Here is a 26,322-nt window from a genome sequence, read left to right as displayed (position 1 = left end):
GCCCGCGGCCGGGCACACTGGATCGGCATGCAGACGGTCAGCCTCACCGAGGACGACTTCGCCGCCACGGTGGACGCCGGTGGCATCGTGCTGGTCGACTTCCGGACCGCGCGGTCGGGCTCGAGCCGGGCCTTCGCCGCGGTGTTCGACGCCGCCGCGCACCGGCACTCCGACCTGGTCTTCGCCGCCGTCGACACCGAGGCCGAGCCCGGCCTGGCGGCGGCGGTCGGCGTGCGGCGCTCACCGACGCTCATGGTGTTCCGGGACGGCGTGCCGGTGTTCGCCGAGCCGGGCTGGTTGCCGGCGGACTCGGTGGACCTGCTCATCGCCACCGTCCGGGAGCTGGACATGACCGCCGTGCGCGAGCAGTACCCCGGTCCGGTCTGAGGCCGCGACCGGGCCGGCCGAGGCTGTCGCGGGGTCGCCGCGGCGGTCTAGCGTGGACGGCACGGGGCAGCGTCGGTCCCCGCGCCCGGCAGCGCCACCGTCCACCGCACCCGCCCTCCCGACGTGCGGGAGGCGCCGGACAGGAGGCCGCCATGGGCAAACCCGCCATGCTCAGCGTGGACGACGACCCGGCCGTCTCGCGCGCCGTCGCCCGCGACCTGCGCCGCCGCTACGGCGAGGAGTTCCGCGTGCTGCGGGCCGCCTCCGGCGCCGAGGCGCTGGACGCGCTGCGCGAGCTCAAGCTGCGCGGCGACCCGGTGGCGGTGCTGCTCGCCGACCACCGGATGCCGGAGATGGACGGCATCGAGTTCCTCGAACAGGCCATGGACCTCTTCCCGCGGGCCCGCCGCGCGCTGCTCACCGCCTACGCCGACACCGACGCCGCCATCTCCGCGATCAACCTCGTCGACGTCGACGCCTACCTGCTCAAGCCGTGGGACCCGCCGGAGGAGAAGCTCTACCCGGTCGTCGACGGCATGCTCGACGCCTGGCGGGACACCCCGGACCCGGAGGTGGTCGGCGTCAAGCTGGTCGGCCACCGCTGGTCGGCGCCGTCCTTCCGCGCCCGCGACCTGCTGGCCCGCAACGCCGTCCCCTACCGGTGGTTCAGCGTCGACGAGCCGGAGGGGCAGCGGATCCTCGCCGCCGCGGGCGCCGGGCCGGACGACGTCCCGGTGGTCGTCACCGCCGACGCGCAGGTGCTCCGGCACCCCAGCGAGGCCGAGCTGGCCGCGGTCGCCGGCCTCGCCGTCGACCCGCGCGAGACCTTCTACGACCTGGTCGTCGTCGGCGGCGGACCGGCCGGGCTGGGGGCCGCCGTGTACGGCGCGTCGGAGGGGCTGCGCACGGTGCTGGTCGAGCGGGAGGCCACCGGCGGGCAGGCCGGGCAGAGCAGCCGGATCGAGAACTACCTGGGCTTCCCCGACGGCGTCTCCGGCGGCCAGCTGGCCGACCGGGCCCGCCGCCAGGCGGTCCGGTTCGGGACCGAGCTGCTGCTGGCCCGCGACGTGGTCGCCCTCGAGGCGCACGGGCCCAAGCGGGTGCTGCACCTCGACGACGGCCGCCGGATCGCCGCGCACGCCGTCGTCCTCGCCACCGGCGTCTCCTACCGCAGCCTCGGCGTCGACGGCGTCGACGAGCTGACCGGGCGCGGCGTCTACTACGGCTCGGCGCTGACCGAGGCCGCCGAGTGCGCCGATCGCGACGTGTACATCGTCGGCGGGGCCAACTCCGCCGGGCAGGCGGCGGTGTTCTTCGCCCAGCACGCCCGCTCGGTGTGCCTGCTGGTGCGCGGGCCGTCGCTGGAGGCGTCGATGTCGGCCTACCTCATCGAGCAGATCGCCGGCATCCCGTCGATCCGCGTGCGCACCTGCACCACGGTGGCCGGCGCGCAGGGCGACGGGCACCTGGAGGCGATCACCGTCGAGGACGCGCGGACCAGCGAGCGCGAGACGCTGCCGGCCAGCCACCTGTTCGTCTTCATCGGCGGCGCGCCGCGCACCGACTGGCTCGACGGGGCCGTCGTCCGGGACGAGCGCGGCTTCATCCCCACCGGCCCCGCGCTGCTGCACGAGGGACGCCGGCCCCGCGGCTGGACGCTCGACCGCGACCCGTACTTCCTCGAGACCAGCCTCCCCGGCGTCTTCGTCGCCGGCGACGTGCGCGCTGAGTCGGTCAAGCGGGTGGCCTCCGCCGTCGGCGAGGGCGCCATGGCCGTGACCCTCGTGCACCGGTACCTGGAGGAGAGATGACGACGGCGACCCGGCTCCCGCCCGCCGAACTGCGCGAGCTGTTCCTCTTCGCCGACCTCGACGACGAGCAGCTGGACTGGGTGGCCGCGCACGGCGACGTGGTCGCCTACCCGGCCGGCTCCGCGGTGTCGGTGGAGGGCGAGCCCGCCCGCTGCTTCTCCGTCCTGCTGGAGGGGACGTTGAGCATGGTCCGCCTGGCGGCCGGCAGCGAGGTGGAGACCGTGCGGACGTCGCACCGCGGCGTCTACTCCGGCGCGGTGCAGTTCTACTTCGGCGACCGGCTCCCGCAGACCTACCCGGCGACGGTGCGCGCGGTGACCGACTGCCGGTTCCTCCAGCTGCCCGCCGCGGAGTTCGCCACCGTGTTCCGCCGGTGGTACCCCATGGCCGTCCACCTGCTGGAGGGGCTGTTCCTCGGCCAGCGCAACGCCGCGGAGCTGATCGGCCAGCGGGAGCGGCTGCTGGCCCTGGGCAAGCTGACCGCCGGCCTCACCCACGAGCTGAACAACCCGGCCGCGGCCGCGTCCCGCGCCGCCGCCGAGCTGCGCGACCGGTTCGCCGGCATGCGGCACAAGCTGGCCCTGCTCTCGGAGGGCCGGCTCGACGGAGGGGTGCTGCGGGCGCTCACCGGGCTGCAGGAGGAGCTGGTCGCCCGGGCGGGGCGGGCCGGCGAGCTGTCCGCCCTGGAGCGCGCCGACCGCGAGGACGAGCTGGGCGACTGGCTCGACGAGCACGACGTCGGCGGGGCCTGGGAGCTGGCCGCGGTCTTCACGACCGCCGGCCTCGGCCCCGACGACCTCGACCGGGTGGCCGACGCCGTCGAGCCCACCGCGCTCGAGCCGGCGCTGCGCTGGCTGGCCTACACCGTGGAGACCGAGTCGCTGGTCACCGAGGTCATCGACAGCACCGGCCGCATCTCCGGCCTGGTCGAGGCCGCCCGGCAGTACTCGCAGCTGGACCGGGCCCCGCACCAGCCGACCGACCTGCACGCCGGGCTGGACGCCACCCTCGTCATGCTCAGCGCCAAGACCCCGCCCGGGGTGAGCGTGGTCAAGGACTACGACCGGTCGCTGCCCCTCGTCCCGGCCTACGCCGGCGAGCTCAACCAGGTGTGGACCAACCTCGTCGTGAACGCGTTCGACGCGATGGCGGGGGAGGGGACGCTCACCCTGCGCACCGCGCGCGACGGCGACCGTGCGCTGGTGGAGGTCGCCGACACCGGGCCCGGCATCCCCGAGGAGCTGCGGCAGCGGGTGTTCGAGCCGTTCTTCACCACCAAGCCGGTCGGCCAGGGCACCGGGCTGGGTCTCGACGTCTCCTGGCGGATCGTGGTCACCCGGCACGGCGGCGACCTCCGGGTGGTCTCGCGGCCGGGGGACACCCGCTTCCAGGTGCGGCTGCCGCTGACCGAGCCGTCACCCCCGAGCTGAGAAAGGACCCCCTGCCCCCCACCGGTGAAGGACCCCGTCCCCCTCACGCCTCGCACGCTCGGCGCGAGCCTCCGGACGGGGCCGCGGCGGGACCCTGCAGAGGGCCGGCGGGTCTTCTGGCAACAACCCCGTGATCAACTCCACGGAGGGAGGTGACGCACCAAGCCGGCGCGGGGACGGCGGCCCCGCCGTCCGCGGCGCAGAATCGAGGGCACGGAGGGCGCACCCGGGCGCCTCCACGGCTTCCCGGAGGCGCCCGTGACGACCCGGCACGACCTGGACCAGCTGGACCGCACCGGCCACTCCGAGGGCTCCGGTCGCAGGCAGGACCCGGCCGGGCCGGACCCGAGGCGCTGGCGGGCGCTGTCGGTGACGTTGGTCGTCGGCTTCATGAGCCTGCTCGACGTCAGCATCGTCTCGGTGGCGCTGCCGTCGATGCAGCAGGACCTGGCGGCGTCCCCGGCCTCGGTCCAGTGGGTCGTCTCCGGGTACGCGCTGACCTTCGCGCTCGCGCTCGTCCCCGCCGGGCGGCTCGGTGACGCCCTCGGCCGGCGCCGGATGTTCCTCGTCGGGCTCCTGGCTTTCGTGCTGTGCAGCGCGGGGGCCGGCGCGGCACCGACCGTGGGGTGGCTGGTCGCCGCCCGGCTGGCGCAGGGGCTGGCCGCGGGCTGCCTGGCGCCGCAGAACTCCGGCCTGATCCAGCAGCTGTTCCGCGGCGGGGAGCGCGGGCGGGCGTTCGGGTTGTTCGGCGCCACGGTCGGCATCTCCACCGCGGTCGGGCCGGTCGTCGGCGGGCTCATCCTCCGGCTGGCCGAGGGGCCGGGTGGCTGGCGGTGGATCTTCTACGTCAACGTCCCGATCGGCGTGGTCGCCTTCGTGCTGGCCTGGCGGCTGCTGCCCCGCGGCGGCACCGGCCGGCGCGGAGGTCTCGACGTCGGCGGGGTGCTGCTCCTCGGCGCCGGGGCGCTGGCCGTGCTCTACCCGTTGGTGCAGGCCGAGTCCGGCGGGCTCACCCGGCTGTGGTGGCTGTTCCCGGTCGGGGTGCTGGTGCTGGCCGGGTTCGTCGCCTGGGAGCGGCGGGTGGTCCGCCGCGGTGGCGAGCCGGTCTTCGACCCCCGGCTGGTCACCGAGACCCGCGGCTACGCGATCGGCGCCGCGCTGGCCACCGTGTACTTCGTCGGCTTCAGCGGCGTGTGGCTGGTGTTCGCGCTGTTCTTCCAGACCGGCCTGGGCTACTCGCCGCTGCAGTCGGGCCTGGCGGTGACGCCGTTCGCCCTGGGCTCGGCGACGGCGGCGGTGGTGGCGGGACGGCTGGTCGAGCGGTACGGCCGGGCCCTGACGGTGTTCGGGCTGGCCGCGGTCATGGCCGGCCTGGGTGCGACCGCCGTCGTCCTGCTGCTGGTCCCCGCCGGGACGGCCGGCTGGGCCGTCGCGCCGGCCCTGCTCGTCGGCGGCATCGGCGGCGGCTTCGTCATCTCCCCGAACGTCACGATGACCCTGAGCAACGTGCCGGTCCGGATGGCCGGGGCGGCCGGGGGCGGGCTGCAGACGGCGCAGCGCTTCGGCGCCGCGATCGGCACCGCGGCCCTGCCCGGCCTCTTCTACGTCGTCCTCGCCGACACCGACCGCGACTTCCCCACCGCGGCCGCGGCCGGGCTCGCCGTGGCGGTGGCCGGAGCCGGGGCGGCGCTCGTCCTCGCCGTCGTCGACCTCCGGCGGGACCGACCTCCCGATCACGACGAGGTCGACGAACACGACCACCGGCGCGCCGCCCACTTCTGACCCCGCCTCGTCCGACGTCTGGCCGACGGCGACCCGTCCGACCGGTGGGTCGGCATGTCGACACGTCGACGTCCCGGGAAGTGTCGGCCGGTCGCCTAGCGTGGGTGGCGATGCCCGAGGCGCCACGCACCCCGTCCCCGTCGACCACCGAGCTGCCGCCCGTCCCGCCCACCGGCGCGACCCCCGCCGGCGCCACCTCCGGAACCGGTGGGCACCACGCCACCGGTCCCACCCCGGTCGGCGCGCCACCGGCGCCTCCGCAGACGGCCGAGGCGCCGCCGGCCGGGATCGCCCCGACCGCCCGGGCGGGGTCCGCCGAGGGGCACCAGCCGACCGGACCGGTGCCGAGCCGGTCCCGGGTCGGCCCCCGCCGGCCGAGCCCGCTCACCCGGATGGGCCCGTGGGCGCCGGTCGCCGGCGCGGTGGCCGGGCTGCTGGCCGGCCTGGTCGTCACGCTCCTGCTGGGTGGGGTCGCCGAGGCGTTCTCCGAGCGCCTGTCGCTGGTCTTCCTCACCGTCGGGCTGGCCATGCTCGGCGCCTCCGGCGCGCTCCTGGCCGACGAGGTGCGACTGGTGCGCCGCGGCGCCCGGGAGGCCGGTGTCCGCCCGGCCTGGGTCGAGGCGACGGCCAACCTCGTCAACGGCCTCACCCCCGCCCGGCTGCTGCTGCTGGCCAGCGCGTTCGTCCTCTTCCTCGCCGCGTACGTCAGCTGAGACGCACCCCGGCACCTGTGCGGCGGCTGGACGAGCTGGCAGCCGGCTGGGCACCGCGCGGGCGCCGCGCGGCGTCCGGGCCCTCAGCCGTAGGCCTGCACCGCCAAGTGCGCCGCCAGCCCCAGCCCGGCGACGGCGATGACCCGGCGCAGCGCGGCCTGGGGGGCGCGGCGCACCACCGGCGGACCCAGCCGGCCGCCGACGAACAACCCGACGGCCAGCGGCAGCGCCGCCGACCAGGCGACCGGGGTCAGCACCACGAACGCTGCGGCCGCGACAGCGTTGGCCAGGCCGAGCACCAGGTTCTTCAGCGCGTTGCCCCGGGCCAGCCCCTCGCCGGTGACCAGCAGGAACAGCGCCAGCATCATGACCCCCGCCGCGGCGCCGAAGTAGCCGCCGTACACGGCGATGGCGGAGGTGGCCAGGGGCAGCCACCACGGGTCCCGGTGCGACGGGTGCGCCCGTGCGCCGGCCGCGGCCAGGTCACGGGGCGGCCGCTGCACCAGCAGCGCGACCGAGGCGCCGGCGATCATCCAGGGCACGATCCGCTCGAAGGCACCCGACGGCGTGAGCAGCAGCAGCGCGGCGCCGGCCGCGCCGCCGAGCAGCGCCCCGGCCGACAGCCGCAGCAGCCGGCGGCCCTGCCCCGAGAGCTCCGGCCGCGAGGCGCTCACCGAGCCCACGCTGTTGAGCACCAGCGCCACGGTGTTGGTCACGTTGGCCGTGACCGGGGGGATGCCGGAGGCCAGGAGGGCGGGGTAGCTGATCAGCGACGCGAGCCCGGCGATGCTGCCGGTCAGCCCCGCGCCGACACCTGCTGCGACCAGGAGGAGGAACTGCAGCGGCGTCACCCGGCGCCGTCTTCGTGGACGGGCGCGGCCGGCAGGTCCTGGGGCGTGAGCCGCCCGGTCACGATGTCCTCGGCGATGTCGTCCACCACGCGGCCCGAGGCCAGCGCGGCGGCCTGCATGGTGGCGATCGCGTCGGGGCCGTCGAGGTCGAAGGCGATGCCGACCAGCCCCATGGCCTGCCAGACCTGCGCGCGACGCCGCGCGTCCGGCCCGTCCAGCCAGCCGCTGCCGTCGTCGGGGAACTCCGGCCCGGTCACGGTCACCGCCAGCTCGTGGGTGGTGCAGCTGGCCACGGCCTCGACCTCGGCGCGGTCCAGGAGCACCAGCGCGGCGGGGTCGCGCACGTAGAGGTCGAGGACCACCAGCGGCCCCATCGGCGGCGGCAGGGGCACCGACAGCACGGCCCGGAACGGGGTGTCGGTGAGCAGCGAGGCCCACAGCCCGGGCCAGTTGCGCTCGATGTCGTCCGGGTCGAAGGCGATCGTCGCGCCGTCGTCGTAGGCCCGCAGGCAGGGGCCGTCGCCCAGGGTGAACTGCAGGCGCTCGGCGTACCCGGTGACCTCGTCGCTCGCGCCGATCGGCGTCCGCAGCGCGCCGACGTGCAGGCTCAGCCCGGCGCCGTCCACGGTCAGGGCGAGGGCGCAGGCCCGCGCCAGGCGGGAGGGCAGCAACCCCGCGCCGGTCAGCTCGGGCGGAGAGGTCCCGAGCGCGTGGTCGAACCGTTCGGCTGCTCGCCTCGTCGTCATGGCCCCAGCTTGCTCCCCGGCGCGCACGGCATCGACCCCGGACCGCGGCCCATGTCACCGGGTGAGCAGGACGCCGACCGCGACGCAGCCGAGCACCACGATCGCGGCCCGGAGGACCCCCGACGGCAGCCGCCGGCCCGACCGCGCGCCGACGTACCCGCCGAGCAGCGAACCCGCCGCGACCAGCCCGGCGGCCCGCCAGTCGACACGGTCGCCGGCCACGACGACGTACGCGCCGGCGGCCACCGCGTTGACCGCCAGCGTCAGCACGTTCTTCAGCGCGTTGAGCCGCTGCAGCGACTCGCGCAGCAGCAGGCCGAAGACGCCGACCTGCAGCACGCCCTGGCTGGCCGCGAAGTAGCCGCCGTAGCTGCCGGTCGCGTACGCGCCGGCGACCAGCCCGGCCCACCGGCCCGGACCGATCCGCGCCGGCGGGGCGGTGGCCGGCCGCCGCCGGGCCAGCTCCCGCTGCAGCACCGGCTGGACGGCGACCAGCACCACCGCCAGCCCGACCAGGACCGGCACGACCACCTCGAAGGCCCGAGCGGGCAGGTGCAGCAGCAGGAAGGAGCCGGTGATCGCGCCCAGCACCGACGCCGGCAGCAGCCGCAGCAGCAGCCCGCGCTGACCGGACAGCTCCCGCCGGTAGCCGAACGCGCCCGCGAGGTTGCCCGGCACCAGGCCGAGGGAGTTGCTGATCGTCGCGGTCACCGGCGGCAGCCCCACGGCCAGCAGCACCGGGAAGGTGACCAGCGTGCCCGAGCCGACGACGGCGTTGATGCCGCCGGCGGCCAGCCCCGCCGCGGCGACCGCGAGCACCTCCCACCCGGTCACGCGGTCACTCCCCGCCCCGTCACGCGGTCACTCCCCGCCCCGTCTCGTCGATCATGGGCTCGTTGCCGGCGTCCACGGCGCGTCCTCCCGTGTCGTCGACGACAACCCCATGATCAACTCCGAGGGAGTGCGGGGTCCTTCCACGGTGGGAGCAGGGGGTCCTCCGATCAGTCTCTCCGGCCCGCGTCGACCACGCGCAGGACGACGTGCCCCTCCTCGTCGGAGGCAGCGAGGTCGACCTCGACGTCGAAGCCCCAGTCGTGGTCGCCGGCCGGGTCGTCGAGGATCTGCCGCACCCGCCAGACGCCGGGGGTGCCCCGGTCCCAGACGAGCAGCGCCGGGCCGCGGGCGTCGGCACCCGTGTCCAGCGACCCGTGCTCGGCGAAGTAGGCCTGCACGACCTCGCCCCAACGGTCGGCGTCCCAGCCGGAGGCGCGGTCGAGCTCGCCGAGGTCGTACCAGCGCCGGCGGGCGAACAGCTCCACGCGGCGGAACAGCGCGTTGCGCACCATCGCGGTGAACGCCCGCTCGTTGCCGGTGAGCGGTCGCGGCCGCACCGGGACGGCGACCGGCTCGTCCAGCGGCTGGTCGGGCGAGGTCAGCTGCTCCCACTCGTCGAGCAGCGAGGAGTCCACCTGCCGCACCAGCTCGCCGAGCCACTCGACGAGGTCGGTGACCTCCTCGGTGCGCGCGGCGGCGGGGACGCCGGAGCGCAGCGCCTTGTAGGCGTCGGACAGGTAGCGCAGCACCGCCCCCTCGGCGCGGGTCAGCCCGTAGGCGTTCACCAGCTCGCGGAAGGTGTAGGCGTTCTCCCACAGCTCCCGGACGACGGACTTCGGCGACAGCTGCGCGTCGGCCGCCCACGGGTTGCTGCGCACGTACACCTCGAACGCGTGCGACAGCAGCTCCTCCAGCGGCTTCGGGTAGCCCACCTGCTCGAGCAGCTCCATGCGCTCCTCGTACTCGATGCCCTCGGCCTTCATCTGGGCGACCGCCTCGGCCCTGGCCTTGGAGAGCTGGGCGGTCAGGACCTGCCGCGGGTCGTCGAGGGTGGCCTCGACGACGCTCACCACGTCGAGGGCGTGGGTGTCGCTCGCCGGGTCGAGCAGCTCGATGGCGGCCAGCGCGAAGGTCGACAGCGGCTGGTTGAGCGCGAAGTCCGGCGGCAGGTCGACGGTCAGCCGGTAGCGGCGGCCGTCGGGCTCGGGCTCCTCGAGCCGTTGCAGGACGCCGGCCTGCAGCAGCGACCGGGCGATGCCGATCGCCTCCCGGATGTGCGCGAGCTGCCGCCTGCGCGGTTCGTGGTTGTCGGTGAGCAGCCGCCGCATGGCGACGAACGGGTCGCCGGGGCGGTCGACGACGTCGAGCACCATCGCCGTCGTCACCCGGAAGTGGCTGGTCAGCGGCTCGGGGTCGGCGGCGACCAGCCGGTCCATGGTCGCCCTGGACCAGGGCACCATGCCCTCGGGCGCCTTCTTGCGCACCAGCTTGCGCCGCTTCCTCGGGTCGTCGGCGACCTTGGCGAACTGCCGGAGGTTCTCCACCTCGTGCTCCGGCGCCTGGACGACGACGGTGCCGGCGGTGTCGAAGCCCGCGCGCCCGGCCCGCCCGGCGATCTGGTGGAACTCGCGGGCGGACAGCAGGCGGGTGCGGGTGCCGTCGTACTTGGACAGCGCGGAGAACACGACGGTGCGGATCGGCACGTTGATGCCGACGCCGAGGGTGTCGGTGCCGCAGATGACCTTGAGCAGGCCGGCCTGGGCCAGCTGCTCCACCAGCCGCCGGTACTTGGGCAGCATCCCGGCGTGGTGCACGCCGATTCCGTGGCGCACCAGCCGCGACAGCGTGGCGCCGAACGCCGAGGTGAACCGGAAGCCGCCGATCACCTCGGCGATCGCGGCCTTCTCCTCGCGCGTGCACACGTTGACGCTCATCAGCGCCTGGGCGCGCTCCAGCGCCGAGGCCTGGGTGAAGTGCACGACGTAGACCGGCGCCTGCCGGGTGTCCAGCAGCTCCTGGATCGTCTCGTGCACCGGCGTCGTCGCGTAGTAGTGGTGCAGCGGCACCGGGCGCTCGGCGGAGGCCACCAGGGCGGTGGGCCGGCCGGTGCGGCGGGTGAGGTCCTCGCGCAGCCACGTCGTGTCGCCGAGGGTGGCGCTCATCAGCAGGAACTGCGCCTTCGGCAGCTCCAGCAGCGGCACCTGCCACGCCCAGCCGCGGTCGGGGTCGCCGTAGAAGTGGAACTCGTCCATGACCACCAGGCCGACGTCGGCGTCCGCCCCCTCCCGCAGCGCGATGTTGGCCAGCACCTCGGCGGTGCACGCGATGATCGGCGCATCCCGGTTGACCGCGGCGTCGCCGGTGAGCATGCCGACGTTCTCCGCGCCGAAGACGCCGCAGAGGGCGAAGAACTTCTCGCTGACCAGCGCCTTGATCGGCGCGGTGTACCAGCTGCGCCGTCCGGCCGCCAGCGCGGCGTACTGCGCGCCGGTGGCCACCAGCGACTTGCCCGACCCGGTCGGCGTGGCCAGGACGACGTTGGCGCCGCTGACCAGCTCGATCAGCGCCTCCTCCTGCGCCGGGTACAGCACGGTGCCGTTCGCCTCGGCCCAGGCGGCGAAGGTGGTGAACAGCTCATCGGGGTCGGCGCCCCGAGCGCGCAGGGCGGTGAGGTCGGTGGAGTCGTCGAGCAGAGGAGGGGCGATCGCGGTCATCGTGGACAACAGCGTGCCGGACGCCGTTCTGCTTCCCCGTGAGGCGGTTCGGCTCGGCTCCGCTGAGGTCAGCCGGCTCGGCCCCGCCGAGGTCAGCCGGCGGCCGGGCCGAGCACGCGGTCCAGCTGGTGGCGCAGCACCCGTAGGGCGTCGTCCGCGCCGCGCTGCCGGCCCAGCACGCCGGCGGTGAGGCCGTTGACCAGCGCCAGCAGCAGCACCACCTCGGTGCGGGCGTCGAGGTCCTGCGGTGCGTCGCCCTCGGCCTGGGCCCGCTGCAGCCGCGCGGTCAGCCAGCCCTCCAGGGCGGCCGGGTGGTCCCGGCCGCCCGCGCCCAGCGCCGGGTCGGTGAGGGCGACGGCGTAGTAGGCGGCCCAGGCCAGGGAGTCGGCCCGGCTGCCGTCGTCGCTGGGCAGGATGCTGCCCAGCACGACCTCGAAGACGGTCCGCACCGGTAGCCCGGCGCCCGCGGTGGCCGCCCGTTCCCGCACCCGGCGGTCGAGCCGGCCGGCCAGCTCGGCCAGCCCCGCGGTGAGCAGGGTGGCCTTGTCGGTGAAGTAGTACTGGACCACGCGCAGCGACACCCCGGCCTCCGCCGCGACCTCCCGCATCGTTCCCGCCTGCAGGCCGCGGGTGGCGGCGATCCGCAGCAGGGCGGCGGTCAGCTCGGCACGGCGCTGGCCGTGGTCGACCTGCCGGGGCACGGCGCCTCCCTCGTCGGCTGCGTCGGTGCGCCGTCCATCCTGTCGGGTGCGCAGGCCCCGGGTCTCAGCCGCCGTCGCCGAGCACGCGGGCGACGACCAGCTCCGGCGCCTCGAGGGGAAGCGCGTGGCCGGTGTCCGGGACCACCTCCACCGACCAGGACGGCGCCACCCGGGCCACCCGCTCGGCGACCGCGGCGGAGTCGTGCAGCGTGCTGCGGGCCCCGAGCAGCAGCCGGGTGGGCACCTGCACCGCGGCGAGCTCCGCGTCGGTCAGCACCGGCGGGGTCGGCAGCCGGCGCCGGAAGCCGCGGCCGGCTACCCCCAGCGCGAGCAGCTCGGCCTCGAGCAGGGTGCCGTTGACCAGCCGGCGGGCCGCCCGGCGGCGCAGCGCGGCCGGCAGCAGGGCCGCCAGGCCGCCGAGCACCACCCAGCGGAGGAACTGCCGGTCCAGGGAGGCGAACCCGGCCGGGTCGACCAGCGTCAGCGCGGCGATCCGGCTCTCGACGTCCCGCCGCTGGGCGACCAGCGCCGCCCACCCGCCGAACGACGACCCCACCAGGTGGGCCCGCCGCGCCCCGACCGCGGCGAGCACCTCCAGCAGCCAGCGGGCGACGTCGTCCCCGTCGGCGATCGGCGCCGCCGCCTCCGACCGCCCCGGCTCGCCCAGCGGGTCGACCGCGAGCACCGGCCGCCGCTCGGCCAGCGGGCCCACGTGCCGGTACCAGGACAGCGCGTTGCCGCCGGCACCCGCGAGCAGCACCACGGGGTCGTCGCCGCCCGGGCCGGCGCGGTACACGCGCACGGTGCCGAGCGAGGTCGGCACGTCCTGGGCGTCCACGGGCACCGGCCAGAGCCGGTCGACGGCCCGGTCGTAGGCGGCGAGCAGGCGCCGCCGGGCGCGGTCGCCGGAGAAGCCGGAGAAGGCCGAGGGCCGGTCGATGGTGGTCACGGGTCCTCCCCGGCGGAGGCGGGCTGCGGGGTGGGACGACCCTCCACAGGCTCGGATACAACCGTATCCACACGTGTGTCGTCAAGGCCGCCGGCCCGGGTTCCACCCGGCATCGACCGGGGTAGGCGGAGGGCCACGCAGCACCGCACGGCCGTCCCGACGGCGGCCGCGGGCGCGAGCAGAGCGCCCGGGTGCTGCCGCCGACGAGCAGAGAGGTGGACGACCCGTGTCCGAACCCCGTCCCGAGTCGCAGCCCGCCCAGTCCCAGGAGGTCCCCGGCACGCTCGGGGAGATGACCCCCAAGCCCGACCACGGTGAGCAGAGCTACCGCGGCTCGGGGAAGCTCACCGGCAAGGCGGCGGTCATCACCGGCGGCGACAGCGGCATCGGCCGCGCCGTCGCGATCGCCTTCGCCCGCGAGGGCGCCGACGTCCTCATCGCCTACCTCAACGAGCACGAGGACGCCAAGGACACCGCCAAGTACGTCGAGCAGGCCGGCCGCAAGTGCGTGCTGGTCGCCGGCGACCTGTCCGACAAGGCGCACGCGCACACGGTCATCCCCAAGGCGGTCGAGGAGTTCGGCCGGGTCGACGTCCTGGTCAACAACGCCGCGTTCCAGATGAACCACGAGTCGCTGGACGAGGTCTCCGACGAGGAGTGGGACCACACCCTGGCGACCAACCTGACCGCGATGTTCGTCCTGTGCAAGGACGCCGTCCCGCACATGCCGGAGGGCGGCTCGATCATCAACTCGTCGTCGGTGAACTCCGACATGCCCAGCCCCACGCTGGCGCCCTACGCGATGACCAAGGCCGGCATCGCCAACTTCACCGCCAGCCTCGCCCAGCTGTTGGCCGAGAAGGGCATCCGGGCCAACAGCGTCGCCCCGGGCCCGGTGTGGACGCCGCTGATCCCCTCCACCATGCCCGAGGAGAAGGTGGAGAGCTTCGGCCAGCAGGTCCCGCTGGGCCGCGCCGCCCAGCCGGCCGAGCTGGCGCCGGTGTACGTGCTGCTGGCCAGCGACGAGGCGTCCTACGTCTCCGGCGCCCGCATCGCGGTCACCGGCGGCAACCCCATCCTCTGAGGACCCCGGGATGATCAGCTGAGCTCACCTCTCTGCGTCCTGGCTCACCGTGGCGCGTCCTGGCTCACCGTCGACGGTGAGCCAGGACGCGCGACGACCAGCCGGGCTGATCATCCGAGCGCGGCGGCGATCCCGGCGATGTGGGCCGGGCGCACCCGGCAGCAGCCACCGACCAGGCGGGCACCCGCGGCCACCCACGGCGGGACGGCGTCCGGCGCCACCCCCGGGACGCCGGTCCAGCGGCGGGCCGCGGCGTCCCAGCCCTCGCCGCTGTTGGGGTAGGCCACCAGCGGCGTGTCCGCCGACGCCGCGACCGCCAGCGACGGCCCGACCGCGGACGGCGCGGTGCAGTTCACCCCGACCGCGACCACCGCGTCGACGCCGGCGGCCAGGGCGAACACCGCCTCGGCCCGCTCGCCGCGGCGGGTGCGGACGACGCCGTCGTCGTCCACCACCGTGGTCAGCGAGAGCCACACCGGCACGCCCAGTGCGTCGGCCTCGGCCACGAGCGCCTCGGCCTCCACTGCTGCGGGCACGGTCTCGCAGGCCAGGACGTCGGCGCCGGCCGCGGCCAACAGCTGCATCCGGGGCCGGTGGAAGGCGCGCAGCTCGGCGACCGACATCCGGGCGCAGTAGTCCCCGGTGTACTCCGAGCCGTCGGCCAGCACCGCCCCGTACGGCCCGACCGACCCGGCCACCCACGCACCTGGCGCCCCACGGCGGGCCAGCTGCACGGAGGAGGCGATGAGCCGGCGCGCCTCCGCGGCGCCCACGCCTGCCGCGGCGAACCCCTCGACCGAGGCCTGGTAGCTGGCCGTGGTCACCACCTGCGCACCGGCGGCGGCGAAGGCGGCGTGCGCGGCCACGACCGCCTCCGGGGGGTCGCGCAGCAGCCGTGCCGACCACAGCGCCGAGGACAGGTCGTGCCCCTGCACCTCGAGCTCGGTGGCCAGGCCGCCGTCGAGGAGGACCGGCCCGGCGGCCAGTGCCGCGGAGAGGGGAGTGTCCGGCACGGCCCCGATCGTCCTCCGCCGACCGGGCGCCGGTCGCTCGGCCTGCGGCAGCCGCCGGGTGCCCGGAGGATCGTCCGCATGGTCTTCGTCTGGATCAGCGGCTGGAGCCCGCGCCGGCGCCGGCGCGGCCCGTGGCGCGGCACCGGCTACGGCTACGGCCGCCGCTACGGGTACGGCTTCGGCCCGCCGCCGGGCTACGGACGGCGCTACCGCGGCGGGTACGACCGTGATTCCTCGTGCCTGCGCAACCTGCTGTTCCTCAACACCGGCTGCTGCCTGGCCAACGCGATCGGCTGCGGCGTCGACGGGCTGTTCCTGGTGCCCATGACGGCCCGCCACGTGCACGCCGCCGGCACCGGGCGGGGCGGCACGCCGCTCCGGGACCGGCTGGTCGCCGCCGTCCGCGTCTACCAGCGCGAGGTCAGCCCGCGGCGTCCGCCGTGCTGCCGCTTCGAGCCCACCTGCTCGGCCTACGCCGTCGAGGCGCTCGAGCGGCACGGCGCCGGCCGCGGCGGCTGGCTCACGCTGCGCCGGCTGACCCGCTGCCGGCCCGGCGCGGCCGGCGGCGCCGACCCTGTGCCGGCCGCGGCCTGACCGCCGGACCGGGCACCGTGCCGACCGCCGACGACGCCACCGGGGACCTGCCGGTCACCAGGTCGCTCGTCGTGCCGGCGGCCGCGCTGGGTTGGCGGTTCTCCCGCTCCTCCGGCCCCGGCGGGCAGGGCGTCAACACCGCCGACTCGCGGGTGGAGCTCTCCGTCACCCCGCTGGAGCTGCCCGGCCTCACCGACGCCCAGCGGCAGCGGCTGGCCCAGCGCCTGGCCGGCCGGCTGGTGGACGGCGTCCTGACCGTGACCGCGAGCGAGCACCGCCAGCAGCTGCGCAACCGGCAGGCCGCCCGCGAGCGGCTGGCCGCCGTCCTGCGCGCTGCGCTGGCCCCGCCGCCTGCTGCGCGCCGGCGCACGAAGCCCACGCGCGGGTCGCAGGAGCGGCGCATCCAAGCCAAGAAGCAGCGCGGCGAGCTCAAGCGCTCCCGCCGCCGCTGGGACTGACTCCTCCTCCCGGGAGGGTCGTGCTCTGCCCACCACGGTGGGCAGAGCACGACCCTCCCGGAGGACAGACGGGCCGCGTCAGGCGCCCGCCGCTCCGGCCCGCCGGCGCACCAGGAAGGCCCGCTCGGCAGCGTTGCCGGCCAGGGCGATCGCCGCGTCGTAGGCGGCCGTCGCCTCGGCGTGGCGGCCCAGCCGACGCAGCAGGTCGGCCCGGACGGCGGGCAGCAGGTGGGAGCGCGGCAGGTCGAGCCGTTCGACGAGCGCCAGCGCCGCCGCCGGCCCGTCGACCTCGGCCACCGCGACCGCCCGGTTGAGCGCCACCACCGGCGTGGGCGGCAGCAGGTCGTAGAGTGCGAGCACCTGCCGCCGGTCGGTCGGGGGGTCGCTGTGCACGGCCTGGATCGCCGCCTGCACCTGGTACGGCCCGGGTGCGCCCCGGCGCAGGCAGCGGCGCACCAGCTGCTGCCCCTCGGCGACCAACGCGGCGTCCCACAGCCGGCGGTCCTGCTCGGGCAGCGGCACCAGGTCGCCGTCCGGTGCGACCCGGGCGGCGCGGCGGGAGTCGACCAGCAGCACCAGCGCGAGCAGGCCTACCACCTCCGGCTCGTCGGGCATCAGCTCGGCCAGCTCCCGGCCGAGGCGGATCGCCTCCGCGGACAGGTCGGTGCGCAGCAGCCGCTCGCCGGAGCTGGCCGTGTGCCCCTCGGTGGAGACCAGGTAGACGACGGCGAGGACGGCGGAGAGCCGGTCGGGCAGGTCGGCCTCGGCCGGCACCCGGTAGGGGATGCGCGCGGCGCGGATCTTGGCCTTGGCCCGCACCAGCCGCTGGGCCATCGTCGCCTCGGGCACGAGGAACGCGTGCGCGATCTCGGCCGTGGTGAGCCCGCCGACCAGCCGCAGGGTCAGCGCGACCCGGGTGGCCGGGGCCAGGGCGGGGTGGCAGCAGGTGAACAGCAGGCGCAGCCGGTCGTCGCGCACGGCGCCCTCCTCGGGCGGCGGTCCGGGGTCGGACAGGAGGGCCGTGTCGTGCAGCAGCGCCGGGTACAGGAGGAGCATGGCGCGGTGCCGGTCGGCCCGGGTGGACTCGCGGCGCAGCCGGTCGATCGCCCGGTTGCGGGCGGTGGTGACGATCCACCCGGCCGGGCTGGGCGGCACGCCGTCGACCGGCCAGCGCCGCACCGCGGTGAGGAAGGCCTCCTGCACCGCCTCCTCGGCGGCGTCGATGTCGCCGAGGAGGCGGGTCAGGACGGCGACCGCCCGCCCGTAGGACTCGCGGAAGACCGCTTCCACGTCGGGCACGCAGACGCCGGGCACGGTCAGGAGCGCTCCCGGAACGGCCGCACCTCGATGGGCAGTGTGCTGGCCAGGGCCGTCCGCCGGCCCCACGCGAGGGCGGCGTCGAGGTCCGGGACGTCGACGATCGTGAACCCGCCGAGGTGTTCCTCGGCCTCGACGTAGGGCCCGTCGGTCACCAGGACGTCGCCGTCCGCCGGTCGCAGGACGGTCGACGCGTCGGGGTCGTGCAGGCCACCGGCGAACACCCAGGCGCCGGCGGCCTGCATCTCCTCGCGCAGCGCGTCGAGGTCGGCCATCACCTGCTGCAACACCGCCGGCTCCGGAGCCGGGCCGACGGGCTGGTGCATCGCGAGCAGGTACAGGGCCATCTGGTCCTCCTCGGTCCCTCGTCGCCGGCACCGTGCCGACTCACCCTCTGGACGAACGGGCCGGCTCCGGATCGACACCGTCAACCCTGAGGCCGTCGCACCAGCAGCCAGAGCGGCAGCTCGCCGTCCGCGGTGTGCATCGCCTGCTCGACCTCGAAGCCGACCTGCCGCAGGAACCGGACCCCGGCCCAGGAGTACACGGCCGTCGCGGCGAGCCGACCCGCGGCGTCGCAGCGGTCGAGCACCGGCTGCAGCAGGGCACTGCCGTAGCCCCGCCGTCGGCTGCTGGGCCGGGTGCCCAGGTGGGCCAGCCACCAGTGCGGCTCGGCCGGGCGGGCGGCGTCCACCAGCTCCCGGGTGCGGCGGACGGCGTCCCAGCGCGACCCGGCGATGTGGGGCAGCTCCCGGGCCAGCGCGGCGCGCACGTCGTCCGGCAGCGGGTGGGTGCCCGGCTCACCGGGCGGGGCCTGCCAGGTGGCGACCGCCGTGACGTCCTCGGTGACCCAGCCGGTGCCGGTGGACACCGCCCGGTGCCCGGCGTCGAGCTCGGCCAGCCGGGTGAGCCGCTGGGTGCGGCCGTCCTCGGGCAGCGCCCAGCGGGCCCACCGTGACGAGGTGAGGGCGAGGGTGAGCGTCGCGGCGATCCGCGGCACGTCGCGCTGCTCGGCCGGGCGCACCGAGGGAGCCCCGAGGTGCACCGTCACGACCCGGTCGCTCACCCGATGAGCTCATGGGGGTCTTCGTCGGCCCCTCCCGGGCACCGCCGGCCCCCTGCCGTGTCCCGCCGCCGGCCCTCCTTCAGGGCCCCGCCGTGAGCCTGCGAACGGTGGGGGGCAGGAGGGCCCTTCGTCAGCCGAGCGCCTTCCGGACGGCGGCGGCGAGGTCGGACACCAGCGGGTCGAAGGCCTGGCTGCACGCGCCGCTGAGCCAGAAGATGCCGTGGATCTGGCCCTCGTAGCGCTTGAGCTCGACCTGGCCGCCGGCCTGTTCGAGGGCCTTGGCGTAGCGCTCGCCGTCGTCGTGCAGCGGGTCGAACTCCGCGACGGCGACGAAGGCCGGCGGCAGCCCCGAGAGGTCGTCGGCCCGCAGGGGAGAGGCGTAGGGCTCCGCGCGGCGCGACTCGTCCGGCACGTAGTGGTCGCGGAACCAGCGCATCGAGCGGGCCGTCAGCAGGTAGCCCTCGGCGTTCTGCCCGTAGGAGTCGGTCTCGAAGCTCGCGACGTCGGTCACCGGGTAGATCAGCGCCTGGAAGGCCAGCTGCGGGCCGCCGCGGTCGCGGGCCATCAGGGCGACGACGGCGGCGAGGTTGCCCCCGGCGCTGTCGCCGGCCACGACGATCCCGGCCGGCTCGGTGCCCAGCTCGGCCTCGTGCTCGGCCACCCACTGCGTCACCGCGTAGCAGTCCTCGGGCGCTGCCGGGTAGGCCGACTCGGGCGCCAGGCGGTACTGCGCCGCGACGACGACGCAGCCGGCGGCGTCGGCCAGCGCCCGGCAGGGGGAGTCGACGATCTCGATGGTGCCGATGACCCAGCCGCCGCCGTGGAAGTAGACGAGCACGCCCCGCGGCGAGCCGGTGGGCGTGTAGACGCGGACCGGCAGGTTGCCGGCGGGACCGGGGACGGTGAGGTCGCGGACGGAGGCCATCTCGGGCGCCGGGGCCTGCATGTCCTTGAAGGCCGCCGCCAGGTCGCGCGCCTGGGACACCGACAGGTCGGCGAAGTCCGGGGTGCCCTGCGCCTCCATGGCGGCGAGCAGCTCGGCGGTCTGCGGGTGCACGGGCACGAGGTCCTCCTGACGTCGGCGTCTCGACGTGCGTAACGTAGGTCACACCCGGCGGTGCGGTCCAACGGCAGCGGCACCGGGGCCGTGAGCCGCCCGGTGCACGACGTCGACCTGGTCGTCGAGGTCTGAAGAACCGCCCTCCCGCGCCTCGTAGGAGGGCCCCGCGTCCGCCGTGATCATGGGGTTGTGGCCGCCCTCCGCGGCGCGTCCGTGCGTGTCGCGTGCCACAACCCCATGATCGACTCCGGAGGGGACCCCATGATCGACTCCGGAGGGGGTCCACCGGCCGCAGATCGGCGGACGGCGGTCAGCGCCGCGGCCGGGCGCGGACGTGCATCCGCTCGCCCTGCGGGCCGAACAGGGTGAGCACCTCGGCCGGCTCGGGCCCCGGGTTGCCGAACCAGTGCGGGGTGCGGGTGTCGAACTCGGCCACCTCCCCGGGGCCGAGCAGCAGGTCGTGCTCGGCCAGCACCAGCCGCAGCCGGCCGGAGAGCACGTAGAGCCAGTCGTACCCCTCGTGCGCCTGCTGCGCCGGCTCCCCACCCGGCCAGCCCGGCGGGTAGACCTGCTTGAACGCCTGCACACCGCCCGGCCGGCGGGTCAGGGGCAACGAGGTGACGCCGTGGTGGGTCACCGGGCGCGGGTGGATGCGCGGATCGCCGGTGGGCGGTGCGCCGACCAGCTCGTCCAGCGGCACCCGGTGCGCCCGGGCCAGGGGCAGGAGCAGCTCCAGCGTGGGACGCCGCTGCCCCGACTCCAGCCGGGACAGCGTGCTCACCGAGATGCCGGTCGTCTCCGACAGGGAGGCCAGCGTCGCGCCGCGCTGGCGGCGCAGCGTACGCAGCCGCGGGCCGACCGCGGCGAGGACGGGCTCGACGGGTTCGTCCGGCACACCCGACACCTTGCCATTCTGGCAAGGAGCTTTGCCAGGCGCGGTCCATCCGGTGCACGGTGCCCGGCATGGACGAGAACTACGACGTAGTGGTGGTGGGCGGCGGCGCCGCCGGGCTGAGCGGGGCGCTGGCCCTGGCCCGGTCGCGCCGCTCGGTGCTGGTCGTCGACGCGGGCGAGCCGCGCAACGCACCGGCCGGGCACGTGCACGACTACCTGACGCGGGACGGGACGCCGCCGGCCGAGCTCGCCGCGCTCGGCCGGGCCGAGGTGACCGGGTACGGCGCGCAGGTCCGCCCCGGGCGGGTGACCGGGCTCCGGCGGCGTGACGACGGCTTCGCGGTGGAGCTGGCCGACGGCGACCACGTGCACGCGCGCCGGCTGCTGGTCGCGACCGGCGCCGTCGACGAGCTGCCCGACGTCCCCGGGCTCGGCGAGCGGTGGGGGCGCGACGTGCTGCACTGCCCCTACTGCCACGGCTGGGAGGTGCGCGACCGCCGCATCGCCGTCCTGGCGACGACGCCGTTCGCCGTCCACCAGGCGCTGCTGTTCCGGCAGCTCTCGGACGACGTGACGCTGTTGCGCTGCACCGGCCCGGCCCCGAGCGCCGAGGAGGCCGAGCAGCTGGCCGCCCGGGGGATCGCCGTGGTGGACGGCCGGGTCGTGGCGCTGGAGGTGGTCGACGACCGGCTCGCCGGCGTCCGGCTGGCGGACGGGCGGGTCCGGGCCTGCGAGGCGCTGGTCGTCTCCCCGGTGGTGCACGCCCGCGCCGACCTCCTCGCCCCGCTCGGCCTGGTCCCGGAGCCGGTGCTGATGGGCGGGCAGCTGCTGGGCACCGCGGTCCCCGCCGACCCGACCGGTGCCACCGCCGTCCCCGGGGTCTGGGTCGCCGGCAACGTCACCGGTCCGAGCGTCCAGGTCGTCGGCTCCGCGGCCGCGGGTCTGACGGCGGCCGCGCGGATCAACGCCGACCTGGTCGCCGAGGACGCCGGCCGCGCCGTCGCCGCGCACCGGCACGCCGACGGGGAGGTCGTGCACGACCAGGCGTGGTGGGACGAGCGCTACCGCTCGGCGCCGCAGCTGTTCAGCGGCTCCGCCAACGCGGTGCTCGTCGCCGAGGTGGCCGACCTCTCGCCGGGCCGGGCGCTCGACGCCGGAGCCGGCGAGGGCGGCGACGCGCTCTGGCTGGCCGAGCGCGGCTGGCAGGTCACCGCGCTCGACCTCTCACCCGTGGCGCTCGGTCGCGGTGCCCGCGCCGCGGAGCAGCGGGGACTGGCCGAGCGGATCGAGTGGCGGCAGGCCGACCTCACCGCCGAGCCGCCTCCCGCGACCGCCTACGACCTGGTGACCAGCTCCTTCCTGCACCCGGCGGCGGGTGTCCGCGAGGAGGTGCTGGCCGGGCTGGCCGCCGCCGTCGTCCCGGGCGGGACGCTGCTCGTGGTCGCCCACGACCCGAGCGACCTGGCGCGGGGGATCCGCGAGCACGCGCGGCCCGAGTACTTCGCGCCGGCCGAGGAGCTGGCCCGGCTGCTCGACCCGGCGGAGTGGGAGGTGCAGGTCGCCGAGGCCCGGCTGCGGACGGCGCGCGGGCACGAGGGAGACGTCCAGGAGGTGGCCGACGCGGTGCTGCGGGCTCGCCGCCGGCCGTTCACGGGTGCATCCGGGCGCCCTTGACCACCTTGTCGACGACGTTCTTCGGCCCGTGCAGCGCGACCCCCACGAGGTCGAGGGCGGGCCCCGCCACCGCGGCCACCGCCGCCCGGTTGTCGGCGTCGCCGCCGGTGGCGAACAGGTCGGCCGTGAACAGCGCCAGCGGCAACCCCCGCTCGAGGGCACGGGTCCGGGCCCGCTGCAGCACCTCGCCGGTGCCGGTGAGCACGAGCACCGGCTGGCGGAACATCGCCAGGTAGCCGGTGCCGTCGGCGTCCTGGTACGGCCGGCCGATCAGCTCGGACACGGCCGCGGCGACGGCACCGGCGAGGAAGGCGGTGACGTTGAGCTCCTGCCACGGCAGCAGGTCGTCCCGCAGCACGACGGCGATCTTGGTCGGCCAGGGGGGTCCGGGCTCGTCGGTGCCCGGGGAGGTGGCGGGCGCGGTGGCGGTGTCCATGCGGGTCAGCGTCCGGCTCCTCCGGCGCCGCGGTCTTGTACGTTCCTGACCCCCGTACGCCCGGGAGTCGCGTACGCCGGGGGTCGCGTACGCCGGGCCTCGTACGCTCGGGGCATGGCGGCTCGTGCCGACGTCGTGGCCCAGGTGACGGCATGGCGCCCGGACGTCCCGGGCCTGACCGAGGTCCTCCACGCCCGCTTCGCCGACCACGCCTACCCGTCGCACACCCACGACTGCTGGACCCTGCTGCTCGTCGACGACGGCGCCGTCCGCTACGACCTGGACCGGCACGCCCACGGCGCCTCCCGCGCGGAGGTGACGCTGCTGCCGCCCGGCGTGCCGCACGACGGCCGCGCGCACTCGCCGGGCGGGTTCTGCAAGCGGGTGCTCTACCTGGACGCACCGACGCTGGGCGAGGACCGGATCGGCCGGGCCGTCGACCGGCCCGCGATCGACGACGGCGTCCTGCGCGCCCGCATCTCCGCCCTGCACGCTGCGCTGCGCCCGGGCCGCGACCGGCTGGAGGCGCAGAGCCGGCTGACCTTCGTGCTGCAGCGCCTCGGTCAGCACCTGGACCGGATGGTGGCGCCGGCCCCGCCGGTGCGCGACGACGCCGTCGCCGACCGGCTGCGCGAGCTGATCGACGCCCGGCTGACCGAGGGGGTCGACCTGAACCAGGCCGCGGCCGCCCTGGGGGTGCACCCGACGCACGCGGTGCGGGCCTTCACCCGGCGGCACGGGCTGGCGCCGCACCGCTACCTCACCGGTCGACGCGTCGACCGCGCCCGGCGGCTGCTGCTGGACGGGATGCCGGCGGCGCAGGTGGCCCCGGCGGTCGGCTTCTACGACCAGGCGCACCTGACCCGGCACTTCCGCCGGATGCTCGCGACGACGCCGGCGGCCTACGCCCGCAGCCGGACGCGCTAGCCCGCAGCCGACCGCGCTAGGCGGACGGCGACAGCTCGGCCAGGGCCGCGGCGACGTCGTCGTCCAGCACGAACCCGAGTGCCATCAGCCGGTGCACCAGCACGCCGCGGCGGGTCAGCCGCAGGTCGGCCGGACGCAGCCGGGGGAGGGCGGCGCCACCCGGCCGCGGCTGCGCCGGGGGCGGGTCGAGCAGCCCGGCCCGCTGCAGGTCGGCGACGTCCTCGCGGGCGCCCCACGCCGTCCAGCCGCGCGGGTCGTCGACCAGCGGGGTCATCGGCAGCGGCGCGCGCTCGCGCCGGCCGACCGCGGCCAGCAGGACCAGCTGCCGCCACGGCAGGCCGGCGGCCAGTCGCAGCGCCCGGTCGACCAGCGCGGCGTCCAGGTCGGGGGAGACCGCCACCTCGGCCAGCAGGTAGCCCAGGTGCCGCACCCGCCGCTCGTCCACCGCGGCGCGGGCCGCGGCGACCACGGCCTCGGTGACCTCGTCGGCCGCCGAGCGGCCCCCCGCGCGCGGGACGAAGAAGCCGTCGTCGCGGATCCGCCGGCCGCCGCCGGAGAGGGTGGCGCTGTGCTCGACGGCGAAGGCGAGGACGGCGCCGGCGCGGGCCCGTTCGCGCGACAGCGGGAGCGCGGCGGCCTCGTCGGCGGCCGTCCCCAGGCAGCGGGCCAGCGGATCGTCCAGGCGCACCGCCGGCGTCGGGCCCGCGGAGCCGGGGAACACCACCGCCGCCGCGGCCCGGCTCATGGAGCCGGCGACGGCGGCGCCGGCCTCCAGCAGCGAGCGGCCCGCTGCCGCGGAGTCCTCGGTCGTGGTCACCCTCCGATCCTCTCCGGTTCGACGAGCCCGTGCACGCGGCTGCGCGCGGGCCTCACCACGGCGGGTCGGCGGCGGTGAGCACGACGGCTGGCCACGGCCGGGGTCGAGCACCCGCGGCGGATCCTGGCCGTCCACATCCCGCTGATCGTCGCCGCCGCCGCCGGTGCGGCCCTGCTCATGGACGACCCGACCACGGCACGCAACCAGCCGCGGACCATGCGCGAGGCGACCCGCGAGCCGCACACCCACACCAAGTCGTCCCTCCACATCGGTGCCTTCGGCTCGTTCATCGGGTTCGGCTCCGCCTTCGGCCAAGTGCTGCAGATCCAGTTCGCCGACGACTTCGCGACCCCGCTGGCCGCGGCCCCGCTGACCTGGCTGGGCCCGCTGCTCGGCTCGCTGATCCGCCCGCTCGGCGGCTCGCTGGCCGACAGTCGTTCCCCACCACCGGCAGCGGGGACGGCGCCTACCTGGCGTTCATCGCCTTCTCCGTCGTCTGCCCGGTCGTCACCTGGGCGGTCCACCTGCGCCTACAGGCCCGCATGGCCGGGGTGTGGGAAAGGACCCCCCGCCCTCACCGCTCGCGAGCTCGCGGCGGGACCCTGCAGGGACCGCCGGGGCCCGGGACGTGGCCGGCGGTGCCCGGGAGGAGGCCGCCTCCTCGCTCGTGATCATGGGGTTGTTGCTGGTGCCGACGGCGTGTCGACGCGTGTCGCCGGCAACAACCCCATGATCAGCTCCGGAAGGCCGGAAGGCCGGAAGGCCGGAAGGCCGGAAGGCCGGAAGAGGGAGGGAGCCTGGAGGTCTCAGATCTCGAGGCGGTAGCCGCGCTCGACGACGGTCTCCACCAGCGGGGCACCGAGCGCGGCGCGCAGCCGGGTCACCGCCATCTCCACCGCGTGCCCGTCGCCGCCGCCGGGCAGCACCGTCACCAGCTCGGCCCGGGACAGCACGGTGCCCGGCCGGACGGCCAGCGCCCGCAGCACCGCCATCGGGTCGGGCGCGAGCTCCACCGGCCGGCCGTCGACCAGCACGGCGTACCCGCGCACCTGGACGTCGTGGTCGCCGACGCGCAGCACCGGGTCGCGCTCGGGCAGCCGGGCGACCACCTCGCGGGCCAGCGCCCCCAGCCGGGACCGTTCCGGCTGCACCGACGCGACGCCGGCCGCGGTCAGCGGCCCGGCGGTCACCGGCCCGACCGCGAACGGCAGCACGCCGTCGGTCAGCGCGGCCACCAGCTCCGCCCGCTGGCCCAGCTCGTCGGCGACCGCCAGCAGGCTCGCCGCCGCCGGGGCGCTGGTGAACGTCACCGCGTCCACCGCGCGGGCGGCGATCGTGCCGACCAGCCGGCGCACCGGGGCGACGTCCTCGGGCAGCGCCCACCGGTAGACCGGCACGGGGAGCACCTCGGCGCCGGCCTCCCGCAGGGCGTCGACGAAGTCCGGCAGCGGGTCGCCGTGCAGCTGGACGGCGATCCGCCGTCCCGCGAGCGGGCCCTCGGCGCCGGCCAGCAGGTGCTCGAGCACCTCGGCCGAGGACTCCGACGGCGGCGACCACGCGTCGACCAGCCCGCCGCCGCGGATCGCGCCGCGCGCCTTGGGGCCGCGGGCCAGCACCCGGGCGCCGCGCAGGTGGTCGACCAGCGGCAGGTCCCAGGCGTCGGCGGCCTCCAGCCACCCGCGGAAGCCCACCCCCGTCGTGGCGACTACGAGGTCCACCGGCTGCGCCAGGACGGCGCGGGTCGCGGCGACCAGCTCGGCGTCGTCGGCCAGCGGCACGATGCGGATCGCCGGCGCGTAGACCACCCGTGCGCCGCGCCGGGCCAGCAGGACGCCGAGCTCCTCGCGGCGTCGGGCCGCGGTCACCGCGACGGTGTAGCCGGCCAGGGGCAGCGGCGGCGCCTCGTCGCCGGGCTCGGCCTCGGGCAGGACGTCGGTCACGGTTCCCCCTCGTCGAACGCGCATCCACGACTCGTCGCGGTGCTCCCATGGTGCGTCCTGCTCGTCGCGGGGATGTGCCGGGCCGGGCGTCGAGCGCGTCACAGGGCCCTCAGGACAGGGCCCT

The 26,322-nt window shown here is 76.4% G+C and carries 25 protein-coding genes; 10 read left to right on the top strand and 15 right to left on the bottom strand.

Going from position 1 to position 26,322, the window contains the following annotated elements; genetic code table 11:
* Positions 1–27: 27 nt before the first annotated feature.
* The 5 genes from DQ238_RS02285 (at position 28) to DQ238_RS02265 (ending at position 6,123) form a co-directional block, all read left to right on the top strand.
* On the top strand, positions 28–387 hold the full coding sequence (locus tag DQ238_RS02285) for a co-chaperone YbbN (RefSeq protein WP_113779697.1): 360 nt from the start codon (positions 28–30) through the stop codon (positions 385–387).
* A gap of 152 nt (positions 388–539) precedes the next feature.
* Positions 540–2,198, top strand: coding sequence for an FAD-dependent oxidoreductase (locus tag DQ238_RS02280; RefSeq protein ID WP_113779696.1), 1,659 nt, complete (start codon positions 540–542; stop codon positions 2,196–2,198).
* Positions 2,195–3,628 (top strand): ATP-binding protein, encoded by a 1,434-nt coding sequence (locus DQ238_RS02275; protein WP_113779695.1) that lies wholly within the window; start codon positions 2,195–2,197, stop codon positions 3,626–3,628. The genes DQ238_RS02280 and DQ238_RS02275 overlap by 4 nt, the downstream gene beginning before the upstream one ends.
* 258 nt (positions 3,629–3,886) lie before the next feature.
* The gene (locus DQ238_RS02270; RefSeq protein WP_233495645.1) at positions 3,887–5,410 is read left to right on the top strand and encodes an MFS transporter; all 1,524 of its coding nucleotides are present in this window, start codon (positions 3,887–3,889) and stop codon (positions 5,408–5,410) included.
* Positions 5,411–5,520: 110 nt separating this feature from the next.
* Positions 5,521–6,123 (top strand): hypothetical protein, encoded by a 603-nt coding sequence (locus DQ238_RS02265; RefSeq protein ID WP_199506089.1) that lies wholly within the window; start codon positions 5,521–5,523, stop codon positions 6,121–6,123.
* Between the two features lie 83 nt (positions 6,124–6,206).
* On the opposite strand, the gene DQ238_RS02260 is transcribed toward DQ238_RS02265, so the two are convergent.
* The 6 genes from DQ238_RS02260 to DQ238_RS02235 all read right to left on the bottom strand — a co-directional run bounded on the left by DQ238_RS02260 (position 6,207) and on the right by DQ238_RS02235 (position 12,918).
* On the bottom strand, positions 6,207–6,974 hold the full coding sequence (locus DQ238_RS02260; protein ID WP_113779694.1) for a sulfite exporter TauE/SafE family protein: 768 nt from the start codon (positions 6,972–6,974) through the stop codon (positions 6,207–6,209).
* The gene (locus tag DQ238_RS02255) at positions 6,971–7,720 is read right to left on the bottom strand and encodes a hypothetical protein (protein ID WP_113779693.1); all 750 of its coding nucleotides are present in this window, start codon (positions 7,718–7,720) and stop codon (positions 6,971–6,973) included. Before DQ238_RS02255 ends, DQ238_RS02260 begins: the two co-directional genes overlap by 4 nt.
* 54 nt (positions 7,721–7,774) lie before the next feature.
* Positions 7,775–8,554: a sulfite exporter TauE/SafE family protein gene (locus DQ238_RS02250; RefSeq protein ID WP_113779692.1), complete on the bottom strand. Its 780-nt coding sequence runs from the start codon at positions 8,552–8,554 to the stop codon at positions 7,775–7,777.
* 167 nt (positions 8,555–8,721) lie between these two features.
* The gene (locus DQ238_RS02245; protein ID WP_233495644.1) at positions 8,722–11,268 is read right to left on the bottom strand and encodes an RNA helicase; all 2,547 of its coding nucleotides are present in this window, start codon (positions 11,266–11,268) and stop codon (positions 8,722–8,724) included.
* Between the two features lie 92 nt (positions 11,269–11,360).
* On the bottom strand, positions 11,361–11,969 hold the full coding sequence (locus tag DQ238_RS02240) for a TetR/AcrR family transcriptional regulator (RefSeq protein WP_113779691.1): 609 nt from the start codon (positions 11,967–11,969) through the stop codon (positions 11,361–11,363).
* Positions 11,970–12,033: 64 nt separating this feature from the next.
* Positions 12,034–12,918: an alpha/beta fold hydrolase gene (locus DQ238_RS02235; RefSeq protein WP_113779690.1), complete on the bottom strand. Its 885-nt coding sequence runs from the start codon at positions 12,916–12,918 to the stop codon at positions 12,034–12,036.
* A gap of 226 nt (positions 12,919–13,144) precedes the next feature.
* Between DQ238_RS02235 and DQ238_RS02230 the strand changes: the two genes are divergently transcribed.
* Positions 13,145–14,002, top strand: coding sequence for a glucose 1-dehydrogenase (locus DQ238_RS02230; protein WP_113779689.1), 858 nt, complete (start codon positions 13,145–13,147; stop codon positions 14,000–14,002).
* A 110-nt stretch (positions 14,003–14,112) separates the two neighbouring features.
* Here DQ238_RS02230 and mmuM read toward each other — a convergent pair whose 3' ends face one another.
* Entirely contained in the window at positions 14,113–15,015 is a 903-nt protein-coding gene (mmuM, locus tag DQ238_RS02225; protein ID WP_113779688.1) for a homocysteine S-methyltransferase, read from the bottom strand.
* 78 nt (positions 15,016–15,093) lie between these two features.
* Here mmuM and yidD point away from each other — a divergent pair, with 78 nt between their 5' ends.
* Together yidD and arfB are read left to right on the top strand one after the other, a co-directional pair.
* On the top strand, positions 15,094–15,609 hold the full coding sequence (gene yidD / locus DQ238_RS23460) for a membrane protein insertion efficiency factor YidD (protein ID WP_233495643.1): 516 nt from the start codon (positions 15,094–15,096) through the stop codon (positions 15,607–15,609).
* A gap of 17 nt (positions 15,610–15,626) precedes the next feature.
* Positions 15,627–16,067, top strand: coding sequence for an alternative ribosome rescue aminoacyl-tRNA hydrolase ArfB (gene arfB / locus DQ238_RS02215; protein WP_113779687.1), 441 nt, complete (start codon positions 15,627–15,629; stop codon positions 16,065–16,067).
* A 78-nt stretch (positions 16,068–16,145) separates the two neighbouring features.
* On the opposite strand, the gene DQ238_RS02210 is transcribed toward arfB, so the two are convergent.
* The 5 genes from DQ238_RS02210 to DQ238_RS02190 form a co-directional block, all read right to left on the bottom strand.
* Entirely contained in the window at positions 16,146–17,366 is a 1,221-nt protein-coding gene (locus DQ238_RS02210; protein WP_233495642.1) for an RNA polymerase sigma factor, read from the bottom strand.
* Between the two features lie 17 nt (positions 17,367–17,383).
* Positions 17,384–17,731 (bottom strand): YciI family protein, encoded by a 348-nt coding sequence (locus DQ238_RS02205; RefSeq protein WP_113779685.1) that lies wholly within the window; start codon positions 17,729–17,731, stop codon positions 17,384–17,386.
* Positions 17,732–17,811: 80 nt separating this feature from the next.
* Positions 17,812–18,450 (bottom strand): GNAT family N-acetyltransferase, encoded by a 639-nt coding sequence (locus DQ238_RS02200; protein ID WP_113779684.1) that lies wholly within the window; start codon positions 18,448–18,450, stop codon positions 17,812–17,814.
* Between the two features lie 130 nt (positions 18,451–18,580).
* Positions 18,581–19,513 carry an alpha/beta hydrolase gene (locus DQ238_RS02195; protein ID WP_199506088.1) on the bottom strand — a complete coding sequence of 311 codons (933 nt, stop codon included), beginning with the start codon at positions 19,511–19,513 and terminating at the stop codon, positions 18,581–18,583.
* A 307-nt stretch (positions 19,514–19,820) separates the two neighbouring features.
* Positions 19,821–20,405 (bottom strand): helix-turn-helix domain-containing protein, encoded by a 585-nt coding sequence (locus DQ238_RS02190; protein ID WP_199506087.1) that lies wholly within the window; start codon positions 20,403–20,405, stop codon positions 19,821–19,823.
* Positions 20,406–20,473: 68 nt separating this feature from the next.
* On the opposite strand from DQ238_RS02190, the gene DQ238_RS02185 reads away from it, so the two are divergent.
* On the top strand, positions 20,474–22,078 hold the full coding sequence (locus DQ238_RS02185) for a bifunctional NAD(P)/FAD-dependent oxidoreductase/class I SAM-dependent methyltransferase (protein ID WP_113779883.1): 1,605 nt from the start codon (positions 20,474–20,476) through the stop codon (positions 22,076–22,078).
* Here the strand turns inward: DQ238_RS02185 and DQ238_RS02180 are convergent.
* A complete protein-coding gene (locus tag DQ238_RS02180; protein ID WP_113779682.1) occupies positions 22,053–22,514 on the bottom strand; it encodes a DUF2000 domain-containing protein in 462 nt (153 codons plus the stop codon). The two genes, DQ238_RS02185 and DQ238_RS02180, sit on opposite strands and share 26 nt — an antisense overlap.
* A 114-nt stretch (positions 22,515–22,628) precedes the next feature.
* On the opposite strand from DQ238_RS02180, the gene DQ238_RS02175 reads away from it, so the two are divergent.
* Positions 22,629–23,441, top strand: a complete 813-nt coding sequence (locus tag DQ238_RS02175; protein WP_113779681.1) for an AraC family transcriptional regulator — start codon at positions 22,629–22,631, stop codon at positions 23,439–23,441.
* Positions 23,442–23,457: 16 nt separating this feature from the next.
* On the opposite strand, the gene DQ238_RS02170 is transcribed toward DQ238_RS02175, so the two are convergent.
* Together DQ238_RS02170 and DQ238_RS02160 are read right to left on the bottom strand one after the other, a co-directional pair.
* On the bottom strand, positions 23,458–24,258 hold the full coding sequence (locus DQ238_RS02170) for a hypothetical protein (protein ID WP_113779680.1): 801 nt from the start codon (positions 24,256–24,258) through the stop codon (positions 23,458–23,460).
* 806 nt (positions 24,259–25,064) lie between these two features.
* Positions 25,065–26,198 carry a uroporphyrinogen-III synthase gene (locus DQ238_RS02160; protein WP_233495641.1) on the bottom strand — a complete coding sequence of 378 codons (1,134 nt, stop codon included), beginning with the start codon at positions 26,196–26,198 and terminating at the stop codon, positions 25,065–25,067.
* Between the last annotated feature and the right edge of the window lie 124 nt (positions 26,199–26,322).

The organism is Geodermatophilus sp. TF02-6 (assembly GCF_003319115.1).
Classification (GTDB): domain Bacteria; phylum Actinomycetota; class Actinomycetes; order Mycobacteriales; family Geodermatophilaceae; genus Geodermatophilus.
The sequence above is the reverse complement of the archived record's forward strand: the minus strand, read 5'-3'. Positions and strand labels throughout refer to the sequence as shown.